Annotated in this window: 10 protein-coding genes; 4 read left to right on the top strand and 6 right to left on the bottom strand. The window is 41.8% G+C overall.

Annotated elements, in window-relative coordinates:
• Positions 1-101: 101 nt before the first annotated feature.
• The 4 genes from CIK80_RS08780 to CIK80_RS08765 form a co-directional block, all read right to left on the bottom strand.
• Entirely contained in the window at positions 102-401 is a 300-nt protein-coding gene (locus CIK80_RS08780; protein WP_062845565.1) for a hypothetical protein, read from the bottom strand.
• 245 nt (positions 402-646) lie between these two features.
• The gene (locus CIK80_RS08775) at positions 647-1,633 is read right to left on the bottom strand and encodes a DUF4062 domain-containing protein (RefSeq protein ID WP_095569703.1); all 987 of its coding nucleotides are present in this window, start codon (positions 1,631-1,633) and stop codon (positions 647-649) included.
• Between the two features lie 141 nt (positions 1,634-1,774).
• Positions 1,775-2,767: a glutamate racemase gene (murI, locus tag CIK80_RS08770; RefSeq protein ID WP_095569702.1), complete on the bottom strand. Its 993-nt coding sequence runs from the start codon at positions 2,765-2,767 to the stop codon at positions 1,775-1,777.
• A gap of 203 nt (positions 2,768-2,970) precedes the next feature.
• The gene (locus CIK80_RS08765) at positions 2,971-3,684 is read right to left on the bottom strand and encodes a DUF1285 domain-containing protein (RefSeq protein WP_095569701.1); all 714 of its coding nucleotides are present in this window, start codon (positions 3,682-3,684) and stop codon (positions 2,971-2,973) included.
• Between the two features lie 618 nt (positions 3,685-4,302).
• Between CIK80_RS08765 and CIK80_RS08760 the strand changes: the two genes are divergently transcribed.
• Entirely contained in the window at positions 4,303-5,940 is a 1,638-nt protein-coding gene (locus CIK80_RS08760) for an electron transfer flavoprotein-ubiquinone oxidoreductase (RefSeq protein ID WP_062846017.1), read from the top strand.
• Between the two features lie 180 nt (positions 5,941-6,120).
• On the opposite strand, the gene CIK80_RS08755 is transcribed toward CIK80_RS08760, so the two are convergent.
• Positions 6,121-7,617, bottom strand: coding sequence for an alanine/glycine:cation symporter family protein (locus CIK80_RS08755; protein WP_095569700.1), 1,497 nt, complete (start codon positions 7,615-7,617; stop codon positions 6,121-6,123).
• 880 nt (positions 7,618-8,497) lie between these two features.
• Between CIK80_RS08755 and CIK80_RS08750 the strand changes: the two genes are divergently transcribed.
• The 3 genes from CIK80_RS08750 (at position 8,498) to CIK80_RS08740 (ending at position 11,330) form a co-directional block, all read left to right on the top strand.
• Positions 8,498-8,758, top strand: a complete 261-nt coding sequence (locus tag CIK80_RS08750) for a DUF4212 domain-containing protein (protein WP_062845570.1) — start codon at positions 8,498-8,500, stop codon at positions 8,756-8,758.
• A gap of 4 nt (positions 8,759-8,762) precedes the next feature.
• Positions 8,763-10,631 carry a sodium:solute symporter family protein gene (locus tag CIK80_RS08745; RefSeq protein ID WP_095569699.1) on the top strand — a complete coding sequence of 623 codons (1,869 nt, stop codon included), beginning with the start codon at positions 8,763-8,765 and terminating at the stop codon, positions 10,629-10,631.
• A gap of 159 nt (positions 10,632-10,790) precedes the next feature.
• A complete protein-coding gene (locus CIK80_RS08740; RefSeq protein ID WP_062845572.1) occupies positions 10,791-11,330 on the top strand; it encodes a hypothetical protein in 540 nt (179 codons plus the stop codon).
• A gap of 104 nt (positions 11,331-11,434) precedes the next feature.
• Here the strand turns inward: CIK80_RS08740 and CIK80_RS08735 are convergent, their stop codons facing one another.
• Entirely contained in the window at positions 11,435-12,040 is a 606-nt protein-coding gene (locus CIK80_RS08735) for a rhomboid family intramembrane serine protease (protein ID WP_095569698.1), read from the bottom strand.
• Between the last annotated feature and the right edge of the window lie 8 nt (positions 12,041-12,048).

Raw genomic sequence — 12,048 nt, 5'->3', positions numbered from 1 at the left:
AAGGCCACGCTGATAGAAGCGTGGCCTTTTATATGGTTTATAACGTTAATGATTCAGAGCTCTAAATATCAGTAATGAATGGCGGTTAGCCAGAAAAGAGCCTAAACAATCGGTGGTGGATTCGGTTTGCCATTGTCACCGTTCCAATTCTCACGCGCCTTCTCATCCAAATCGGCTGGCGTTTTTGGCTCCCATTTGCCGTTCTCTTTCCAAGTGGCGTCGCCCCAATCGGCATCTTCTTCTTTTCTATCTAACTCTTTATACACTTGGCTTGGATCAATACCGCGGCGCTTCATATCTGCTATTTGCTCTTCTAAAGTATGAAACTTCTCAGCATCATGCATGGACTTTTCTAAACCATCCAATTCTTTTAATAATTCATCATTTTTAGAGTTACTCATGGTGCACTCTCCTTAACTAGTCCGTATTGTTTGATGCATTTATAATTTTAGTACAAGTAATAAAATAAAACTCCTACCTTATAAACTTTATTATCGTCAGTCTCACGCCATTTCACAACCGTCAGCGCGTATGCTTTGTATTACAAAACGTAGTCTTGGCTATACATACATTGATACTATGCTAGATATCTTTCTTATAAAGACCCATTGATACCGCCCACAGTCAGTACGGGACGCTAATAATCTCACTCTTCGGTATTTAACAAACTTTTTGCATAAAACGTCAATTTCCAAAGCTCTTGTGAGACTCGATTGCCATAAGTGGTGAGTTGTATCCAATTTGCACTGACCAATTGCCGCTGTAACTTATTAAAGTCATCTTGAGAAATTTGACAGCGCGAAACCGCGTGGACGTTTGGCATATCTTGTTTGATATCTTGTTCAGCTTTGGTTGCTATCAAACGATTAATGAAATTTTGCAGTCCATAGCTGGAAAAAGTCGTCGGTATTTTTATCAACACGTTCAGTACTTCCTGCCAAGTTAATATCATGCTTCTAGTAACATCTGTCAAATTACCGCCCTCATAGGCCTGAGCACTGTAATAAATATTGAAAGATTCTTGCAACGCTATTGGTTTGCTAACACTGTCAGTCATGACATCATTATCAAAAGACTCATCTTTTTTGATGGCTTTACTATTAGACAGAAGATCAGAGAACCTTTCAGATACCGTCTGTTTGCTAAACTCAATGAGTTCTTCACTGCCTCTTGCCCAGCCTCCTACCACTTTGTGATGGCTCAATGTATTGTAGTAAGCCTGCACTATAAGTTGATCGATGTCTTCTTCTGTATCGTAATAATAAAGCTGATTGTCTTGTCTAACAACTAACTTTATAAACTCTTGCAACTGACGACTGATACTTGCATCCTGACGATGGTTTTTGATCAGTATGATTAAAGGCTTGGTTTTGGCTTTAGCATTCAAATAGCTCAAATGCATTTGGCTCACACCAGTTTTTTGTACTGTGCCGTAGCTGTCCCCGATTAGCATCAATGCATAATCACAAGAATCGATACATTGTCGCCCATACAATGATGCTTTTGCCAGTTTACTGGACACATCATAAGTCAAAAATGCGCGGGTCTGAAAAAATATGGCTAGTCTGTCTAAGGCCAGTAATTGATCGTTGTCAGCGCATATAACATGGATATGGTAGCGGCGGTTTGGCACAATTACCTCTAGACTTAGGTCGTGACACAATAGAATATGATGTAAGACAAAGCACAAATATCTTGTTTTTTACAGGCTAGCATATTCTAGTAAAAGTGAGCTCAACTTATTTCGATTAAATCTATACCAAAAGTAAGGCACCTATTTAACATAGTATTGCAATATTGTCTCTTCACCAAGCAGGCGCTGTATCAAAACACTTAGTTTATCATCATATCTTGTGGCATAAAAAGTTAATGGATACTTAATGTCGACATTTGTTTTTTCGTTAATGTCTGAATGGTTATCTTCTGCTTCATTATTAGCACATGCAGACAGTTGGTTCATAGCCAACAGCTGCTTAACTCGCTCAGCAATGGCCTGCCCAGAATCTACGACTTGCATAGACAGCTGTTGCCTTGCGATCTCATCCAACAAAAATGGTTTAAAAAATGGGTAATGAGTACAGCCTAACACCAATTGATCAATGCCATCGTTAGCAAAAGCTTGTAATTGCTGACGCAAGCGTTCAGCGGTCGCATCCTGTTCGGGCATCCCTGCTTCTACCCACGGCACCAGTTGCGGATCAAAATACTTTACAACTTCTGTATGATTGGGTTTTGCCACATTATCAATGACATCATTGAGCAGTGACCCATTTAAGGTGGCTTTAGTCGCCAATACAGCTACAAGACCACTTTTACTCGCTAATACGGCAGGTTTTAAGGCTGGTACTAAGCCGACGATCAATAATTGCGGATAACAGCGTCGGGCTTTTTCAAGTGCATAAGCTGAGGCACTGTTGCATGCCATAACAATGAGCTTACAGCCTTGTTGATATAACCACTCCACTGCGGTCAGGGTCAACGCTTCAATATCTTCGCTATCGCGATTGCCATAAGGGACATTCAACGTATCAGCATAGTATACGTAACGCTCGGCAGGTAATTGCCGCGCTAAATGTAGATAAACGGATAAGCCTCCAATACCCGAGTCAAACACTCCAATGGGAGAGTTACAGGCGTTGGGCGTTGTCCCTGTCTGGGTGGCCACTTCCTTTATATTTACTTCATTCATTTTTACAGACGCACTGCCTGTGAAAGTATCTGTTCGTACTTTCACGATATTTATAGAATGATTTGCCGTAATATCCATTATCGCTTTCGTGTCATTTTTATACACATGTCATCTTCATGCTGTTTATCCAATTCGTAGTATGTATCTAAATAATGTTTGTCCAATTAGGAGCGCTACCAAATACAGTGTTTAATTCGTAAAATTATAATAGCTAATAAGTGGATTGCAATGAGTAAATTGCTGTGACAAGGTTACTTTTACCAAACTCATATCAATGACTTTTAATCGGCTGGCATCGAAATCTGATAAGACTCAGCGCCACTCTGTAAAGTAAGTATCGTTTCGCCATTGCATTCTGTTAACTCACCAATCTCAGTCAAATGATAAAAAGTATGACGAGCAATAAGCGCAGTCAAGCCATTCCTTACTGTCATATAAGGTCTTACGGATACTTCACTTGTTTGATCTTGCTTGTTGTCAGCTTTGATATTTGCGTTATGAGTCAGAGTAGGATTATACGCTTGTAATGTGATGGGATGCTCATTATCTAAACGTACCACATCCCCTGTCGTGGTCGTAAATTCTAGCCAACTTTTATCGTCTTCTTTGACAATACCCACATCATTGATGAGTAACGGTGCATCTTCTACTTGGATACGTAGTTTTTGTACTGGCGTCTTTAAGAAATACTCAGCCATACCGTCATGGTCTTCTTTCCATAAGATAGAGGCAAATAAGCTAACCAGTGACTCTCTGGTCACTTTTTCACCTTCATGCCACCATTCCCCATTTGATTTTATCAGTAAGTCCATGTCTGCCACAGTTTGAGGATGCCAATTTTCTAAAGGTGGTATGGCGCGCCCCTCACGTACTCCTGCCGTATCCTTTATATATTGACTGAGTGCGTCGATATCATTTAAATGGGAGGGCTGATTGTTTATGGTCTCAGTGGTCTTTTTACTATTTGCCATAGTATTATTTATATTGTCATTCATCACGTATTCCTTTACTAAGTAGTCAAAGTTTGGCAAATCTATTATTACTATAAATTTTAGTTTAGGGTATGATTGGCTTTTATCATTTTAGTACCCGTATTATTTCACGTTTACCTTAACACCGTTACTCATAAATGCGTGTCGTGTTTGTGGGATTTTTCTTTTATAATGAGTAACGGTTTTTTATTGCCCTGATAAAGTAAGTGTCGTATCAATGCCACATTTTACGTTATATATTGATATCCTTAGATAAACTGTTTTTGACAGAAATAAGTCGGCTAATCTTGTCAACACGGTTTTTATTGGGCAGCCATATGTCTGAGTAAAGTTAGCGCCGCAAGTCGATTATTCAAGTGTTAAGCTAATGATGCTCTGAGATAAGCCACTAAAAGTTTAGGAGTAGGTATGCAAGCGCAAGACAATCAAAAGCCAGTCATTGATGGTGACACTGTGAATACTGATACAACAGTAGCGACAGAGACGGCAAATCTAGACAAAGTAGAGCAGACCGAAGAAGCGACGGTTGCTGAGGTCGCTGTAGAAGAGCAAACGACCCAACCTGCCGCTGTAGACGAAGTAGCACCTGTCGTAGCTGAGCCTGAAGTCGAACGTGAATCTATGGAGTTTGACGTTATTATCGTTGGCGGTGGACCAGCCGGTCTTTCTACTGCTATCCGTTTGCGTCAGCTTGCTATTGAAGCGGGTAACGATGAGTTTATGGTTTGTGTGGTTGAAAAAGGCTCTGAGTTTGGTGCCCATACTCTATCGGGCGCAGTTATTGAGCCACGTGCTTTGAACGAGCTGATACCAGATTGGAAAGAAAAAGGCGCACCGCTAAACGTGCCCGCAACCGAAGATCGCTTTTACTACCTAAACTCAGCCACGCGCTCTACCAAAGTTCCAGATGCTTTGATTCCAGCGCCAATGCATAATAATGGCAACTATATTGTCTCACTTGGTAATGTGGTTCGCTGGCTGGCAGTACAAGCAGAAGAGCTTGAAGTCATGATGTTCCCAGGTTTCGCCGCTGACGACATTTTATACAACGATGACGGTTCCGTTCGAGGTATTCTAACGGGTGATTTGGGTGTGGCCGCCAATGGCGAAGCCAAGCCAAGTTTTGAGCCAGGTTATGAACTTCTCGCCAAATACACGGTCTTTGCTGAAGGCAGCCGTGGTCATCTAGGCAAGCGCCTGATTAGCCGCTTTGGTCTTGATAAAGACTCAGATCCTCAGCATTACGGTATCGGTTTGAAAGAGCTATGGGAAGTTGCACCAGAAAAACACGAGCAAGGCGTCGTCATGCACGGTCTTGGTTGGCCGTTGACCGAAACAGGTTCTACCGGTGGCTGGTGGTTATACTTTGATGAAAACAATCAAGTCAGCTTTGGACTGGTCGCTGATTTGTCTTACCATAACCCATACATGTCACCGTTTGATGAGCTACAGCGTTTAAAAACCCACCCTGTCATCAAAAATGTCTTAGAAGGTGGTAAACGTATTTCTTACGGCGCCCGTGCCTTGACCAAAGGTGGGCTGAACTCCCTACCAAAATTCACCTTTCCAGGTGGTGTATTAGTAGGTGATGACGCTGGATTCCTAAACCCTGCCAAAATTAAAGGCACACATACCTCTATGAAGTCAGGTATGCTCGCTGCCGAAGCAATCTTTGAAGCCACACAGGCTGGGCGTCAACACGATGAAGTTGTTGCTTATAGCACCATGTATAAAGAGTCATGGCTCTATCAAGACAACTACGAATCACGCAACTTTTCTCCTGCGATGCACCGTATGGGTCAATTCATGGGCGGCGCGTTTATCTTCCTTGAGCACAACATCTTGAAAGGTAAGATGCCATTCACTATACATGACAACCTCCCGGATTATGACCAGCTAGAGCGTGCCAATCACGCCTATAAACCGACTTATTTGAAGCCTGATGGTAAATTGGTGTTTGATAAATTATCGTCCGTTTTCATCTCCAATACCAACCATGCTGAAGATCAGCCGACGCATTTGAAATTGACAGACCCTACAGTTCCTATCTCGATCAATTTGCCTTTGTATGCCGAACCTGCGCGTTTGTATTGCCCAGCGGGTGTGTATGAAGTGGTAAAAGATGCCGAAGGTGCTAAGTTTGTCATTAATGCCCAAAACTGTGTGCATTGCAAAACTTGTGATATTAAAGATCCATCACAGAATATCACTTGGGTAACACCAGAAGGCGGCGGCGGTCCTAATTATCCCAACATGTAGACCAGAGTTGCATTGATTTTAGTTTTGATCACTCAATCACACGCCAATAAAAAACCGCTCTCGAAAGGGCGGTTTTTTTATATCTATCTTTTTACACCAATATATAGTCAATTCAATCTAAGAATAATGCTTATTCTAGGCAATACTCTTATCTTGAAATGACAATATGAATAGCTTTTATCAATCCGTCCAAGCATCGCGATTGGCTTCATCTCTTAACTTCACAAAATTATTAGGATCAAATTTTATTTGATCTCCCGTTTTGCCTTCTTTGACTTGACGTTCATAATCACGTAAGACTCTTAGTGCTACCGGAGACAGCATCAAGATAGCAAACAAGTTGACCAATGCCATGAGACCCATCGATAAATCAGCAAAGTTCCAGATTGCTGGTAAGCTAGCGACAGCACCCACAAATACCATACCGAGTACCATAAAACGGAATATCATAATCATGACTTTGGCATTTTTGGCACCAGAGATAAACTCAAGATTTGACTCACCATAACTATAGTTGGCAATAATAGACGTAAATGAGAAAAAGAAAATCGCAATAGCAACGAACGTCACACCCAAATCACCAACATATTGCGATAAGGCCAGCTGCGTCAGCTGAATACCTTCTTGTTCAACGTTTGGATCGACCACGCCAGACAATATGATGATTGAAGCCGTTGCCGTACAGATAACAAGAGTATCTAGAAAAACACCCAGCATTTGCATAAACCCTTGCACCGCTGGATGATCAGGATGGCTCTTTGCCGTTGCCGCCGCGTTCGGTGCTGAACCCATACCCGCTTCGTTCGAAAACAAACCACGTTTGATACCATTGATCATGGCCTGAGCGATGCCGTAACCAATCACACCGCCTGCTGCTTGCTCAAAGCCAAAGGCTGATTTGACAATCAAGGCAACCGCCGCTGGAAACTGGCTAAAGTTAGTAACAATGATGAATAGCGCCAATAAAACATATAAAATCGCCATCACAGGTACAATCTTACCGGCAATACGAGCAACTGAACGCAGACCACCAAATACCACTGGCGCAACTAATACGACCAATATCAATCCAGTCATCCATGTTGGAACGCCAAAAGCCTCATTAGTCGCTTGAGCAATCGTATTTGACTGTACACCGTTGAATGCTAGACCAAACGCCACAAGTAAACATAGCGAGAAAAATACCGCTAGCCAGCGCATTCCTAGGCCTTTCTCAATGTAATAAGCCGGTCCACCGCGGTACACATTGTCTGCATGAGGCACTTTATAAGCCTGTGCTAGCGTTGACTCTATGAAACTGGTCGACATACCGACGAGAGCCGTCATCCACATCCAAAACACTGCACCTGGACCACCAAGATAGATCGCGATTGCGACCCCTGCTAAGTTACCTGTACCGACGCGCGCGGCTAATGATGTCATTAAAGCTTCAAATGAGCTGATACCACCATCTTTGCGACCTTGGTTCGAAACACGTAATAATTTCCACATATGGCCAAAATGGCGAAACTGAATAAAGCGTGTGGCGATAGTGAAGTAAAGACCAGCGCCAATCAATACGAACATTAATAATCCATACCAAGGGTTGCTAGCAACCAACCATTCATTGTTTCCCCAAATAATACTGACACCATAATTTACGATGCTATTGAACCAACCAGCTATCCCTTCGGTCATACGGACTCCTCATTTATACTTGATACAGCTTATGTGTTTGTCTTGCAGACGTTACTTTCAGAATATCTAAACCACAAGTGTGACTACTTAAAAAATTTGGCATAAAAATATCATAAGCATTTTATAGATATTCAGCCGTCTGCGGTATCACATTTACTTATCAGTCTATAATCGCTATTTATAAAATAAATGTTATATGTACTTGATATCCTATAGAATCTATTGAGTAACAATTTAACATTATAAGTTAGACAAATTTAGTAATATTCTAGTAACATTAATATTTAGTCTAAGAGAATTTATACTATTTTTTATAATAGTGGATGATATCTATAAATAATTATTTATAGTTGCTTTTATCAGATATTGATAAACTTATTTTTGAACATTTATCCAGACTAGATGTTACCATAAATGATTAGAACATTTAGAACTTCAAACGCTTGTCAGGAAGACAAGTTGTGAAAAAGACAGCGGATTGTCCTGCCCCTTCTTTCTTCCTCGATACACTTTGTGCATTTCAAACGTTATTTTTGATCAAAGTGACCAAAACAACATTTAATAACTTAGCTATTATTTTAAAGTAAATGATTTTTAGTCATCGTAGTGCCATTACGTACTGTTAATCTCATTGTTTATAATGCTCATTTTATAAAGTCGCATGTTTCTGTTTTTTATGACAGGTTAAGTGATAAGGAATAGTCACCGCCTCTCTTATGTTGCTCTTCGCATTATTTGTTTTAGAAAATTCAACACAGACTGTCTATTAAGTAACACTACCCTATAGATACTGCCGTTGTCGTCTACAGATGCAAGACCATCATAATTATTAGGATGAGACCAACAATAATATTTTAGGTAAGACAAAAGGAGTTGCTCTATGGAAAACCACAACGATTCATCCGGTTATTGGCGTGCCAATGTCCGTCTCATTTTAGGTTGCCTAGTCATTTGGGCACTATGCTCTTATGGTTTTGGGATCTTATTACGTCCTCTCTTAGCAGGTATTAGAATCGGTGGTACTGATCTGGGCTTTTGGTTTGCTCAGCAAGGCGCGATTATAGTATTTATGGTCTTAATCTTCTTTTACGCCTGGCGTATGAATAAGTTAGATAAACAATATGGCGTAGACGAGGAATAATGCTATGAGTCAATTTGTAATTAATATTATTTTTGTGGGTCTATCCTTCGCTCTATACTTCGGTATTGCAATCTGGGCGCGAGCGGGTTCAACCAGTGAATTCTATGTCGCAGGTGGTGGTGTCCATCCCGTCGTCAACGGTATGGCGACCGCCGCTGACTGGATGAGTGCTGCATCATTTATTTCAATGGCAGGTATTCTTGCCGCTGGTGGCTATGGTGCCTCAACGTATCTAATGGGCTGGACTGGGGGTTATGTACTTCTAGCGATGCTGCTAGCACCATACTTGCGCAAATTTGGTAAATTTACGGTTCCTGATTTTATTGGGGACCGTTTTTACTCTAAGACTGCCGCTATGATTGCAGTCGTGTGTTTGATTATTGCGTCGACTACTTACGTTATTGGTCAGATGACAGGGGCTGGCGTCGCATTCTCACGTTTCTTAGAAGTCGACAATACGACTGGCCTTCTTATTGCTGCTGTGGTTGTTTTCTTCTATGCCGTACTAGGTGGTATGAAAGGTATTACCTACACGCAGGTTGCACAGTATGTCGTTCTAATCATTGCTTATACTATCCCTGCTGTCTTTATCTCACTTGAGCTGACCGGTAACCCAATTCCAGGTCTCGGTTTGTTCTCAAACCATACCGAATCAGGTATACCTTTATTGACTAAGCTTGATCAGGTAGTGACTGACTTAGGATTTACTGCTTATACCGCTGATGTACCAAATAAGTTAAACATGGTGCTATTTACCTTGTCGCTAATGATTGGTACAGCAGGTCTACCACACGTTATTATTCGTTTTTTCACTGTACCTAAAGTATCTGATGCGCGTTGGTCAGCAGGTTGGGCACTAGTATTCATTGCGTTACTTTACTTCACTGCTCCTGCAGTAGGTGCGATGGCGCGTTTGAACCTGATTGATACTATCTATCCACAAGGTGTTGAAGCAGAGTCTATCACCTATGATCAACGTCCAGATTGGATGAAAACATGGGAAGAGACTGGCCTCATTAAGTATAATGATCTCAATAATGATGGCCGTATTCAGATGTACAACGACAGTGGACTTGGTGCCGCTCAGTTGGCGCTAAATACTGCTGAAACTGATGGTGGCGATGTTGCCGCTGCTACTGCTGCTGTCGAACAGGCTCGTACTGCACACGATTTAGAAGTCGATGGTCGCTTTGCAAACGCAGGTTGGGCAGGTAACGAGCTTGACGTAAACAATGACATTCTAGTACTAGCTAACCCAGAAATTGCAAATCTTCCACCATGGGTTATTGGTCTTATTGCAGCAGGTGGCCTAGCAGCAGCACTATCAACTGCCGCAGGTCTACTATTGGCTATCTCATCAGCGATCAGTCATGACTTGATCAAAAGAAACCTCAACCCAAATATTAGTGATAAAGGCGAGTTAAAAGTAGCGCGTATCACTATGGGTATTGCGATTGTAGTAGCAACATGGTTAGGTATCAATCCACCAGGATTTGCCGCACAAGTCGTGGCACTCGCCTTCGGTATTGCGGGAGCTTCACTATTCCCAGTACTGATGATGGGTATTTTCTCTAAACGTATTAACAGCTTTGGCGCTATCGCTGGTATGTTAACGGGTTTGATTAGTATCCTAGTGTATATCTTTTTATTCAAAGGTTGGTTCTTCATCAGTGGTACTGCAAGTTTCCCTGATACAGAAGAGTATTGGCTGTTTGGTATCTCGCCGTTATCATTTGGTGCGGTTGGTGCTATGCTTAACTTCATCGTAGCATTTGTCGTCTCATATGCTACACCAGCACCACCATTACACATTCAAGAACTGGTTGAAAGTGTTCGCTCTCCACGCGGCGCTGGCGGTGCAGTCGACCACTAAGCGCACGACTGAGGATATATTTTGCGTTAATATATATCACTCACAGGCAGTTGCTGCTTGTGAGTGATTTTTTTATCCTCTATTTTTTACAAAAACTCTTAAATTCTGCTCTACTACAGACGCTTAATTAAAAGCGCTTATCGCATTAAGGAAGATTTTATGCTTTACGAGTTTATCGCTACCATAGCTGCTGGATTTGGTTTGGCTGGGATAGCACTGATCATAACTCACCTCAGCAAACTGGCAGGTAAAAGAGCACCAAAATGGCTTATCCCATTATTTGCTGCCATCGGTATATTTGGCTTCCAAATTCAACAAGAGTATAGCTGGTTTGATCAACAGGTTACGCAACTTCCTGAAGGTGTCACTGTCGTTAAAAAAATTGAAGAGAGTACATGGTTTCGCCCATGGACTTACGTTAAGCCGCAAATACTACGTTTTATCGCTGCTGACATTGGCAATGCTACTGTGCAAGTCGATAACCCAGATGTATATTTGGTCAATTTGTATCTGTTCGAGAGACGTAGAGGTGTGCAAAAAGTCTCGCAAGTGATAGATTGTAGCGTCCCCGCTCGGGCAGATTATGTATTGCCTGCAAAAGACAGCACGCTGACTATCGATGAGCATGTTAAGCAGACCACAGCATGGCGAGCGTTGGCGAAAGATGATCCTTTATTTACTAGTGTTTGCATGAGTTAAAACCAACGTTGCGCTACTGCTTAGAAGCAACGTTATCGTGACCCGCATATTTATGACCTGATTCAGTGACATTTATACGATACAGGTTTCATAATGCTAAGCATTTAATAGCGCTGAGAGGTCACCGAATACGTATGTTTTGAGTTAGCACCTAATAGCAGACCTGCACACAAACCACCAAAATGTGCCGCAAATGAGATGCCTTGTTGCGGCATCAGCCCTTGTTTGATCGTTAACCAGTATCCTGTTCCCATGATAATACAAGCAAGTAAGTAACCCCAGCGTCGGGCAAATACTGCCCCACCGATCATATAACCGAGCATTGCAAAACACAATCCTGACGCTCCAATGTGAATGGACAAGGGTGAGCCAGTAACCCAAGTAACCAGTCCCGATGCAACAATCAGCTTGAGTACAGTACGGTAGGCATTTTTTTCAAACAATCCGAACAAAAACAAAATTTGTAATAACGTTAACGTATTACCCAGTAAATGTGAGAAGTTTCCATGCATCGTCCATGATGCAAACACTCCTATCATACTTCCTACATCAAAGGCGCGCGGCACAATCCCAAAGATGTTCCACATACCAAATAGCAATACATCATTTAAAAAAAACATGCCCCACATTGGTATGAGTACAAACGCATATAAGCCAATGACCTGCTTGATACGTACCATGATCAAGTTGAGCAATTGCTGCCACTTCATAGACGACT

The sequence above is a fragment of the Psychrobacter sp. JB193 genome (assembly GCF_002285555.1).
GTDB classification, from domain to species: Bacteria; Pseudomonadota; Gammaproteobacteria; order Pseudomonadales; family Moraxellaceae; genus Psychrobacter; species Psychrobacter alimentarius.
The sequence above is the reverse complement of the archived record's forward strand: the minus strand, read 5'-3'. Positions and strand labels throughout refer to the sequence as shown.

What these genes read in the sequence shown, in the direction of transcription:
- CIK80_RS08765 (WP_095569701.1), bottom strand. Translation starts at nt 3,684, where the DNA reads ATGAATGACAATATAAATAATACTATGGCAAATAGTAAAAAGACCACT.
- CIK80_RS08780 (WP_062845565.1), bottom strand. Translation starts at nt 401, where the DNA reads ATGAGTAACTCTAAAAATGATGAATTATTAAAAGAATTGGATGGTTTA.
- CIK80_RS08735 (WP_095569698.1), bottom strand. Translation starts at nt 12,040, where the DNA reads ATGAAGTGGCAGCAATTGCTCAACTTGATCATGGTACGTATCAAGCAG.
- murI (WP_095569702.1), bottom strand. Translation starts at nt 2,767, where the DNA reads ATGGATATTACGGCAAATCATTCTATAAATATCGTGAAAGTACGAACA.
- CIK80_RS08750 (WP_062845570.1), top strand. Translation starts at nt 8,498, where the DNA reads ATGGAAAACCACAACGATTCATCCGGTTATTGGCGTGCCAATGTCCGT.
- CIK80_RS08745 (WP_095569699.1), top strand. Translation starts at nt 8,763, where the DNA reads ATGAGTCAATTTGTAATTAATATTATTTTTGTGGGTCTATCCTTCGCT.
- CIK80_RS08755 (WP_095569700.1), bottom strand. Translation starts at nt 7,617, where the DNA reads ATGACCGAAGGGATAGCTGGTTGGTTCAATAGCATCGTAAATTATGGT.
- CIK80_RS08740 (WP_062845572.1), top strand. Translation starts at nt 10,791, where the DNA reads ATGCTTTACGAGTTTATCGCTACCATAGCTGCTGGATTTGGTTTGGCT.
- CIK80_RS08760 (WP_062846017.1), top strand. Translation starts at nt 4,303, where the DNA reads ATGGAGTTTGACGTTATTATCGTTGGCGGTGGACCAGCCGGTCTTTCT.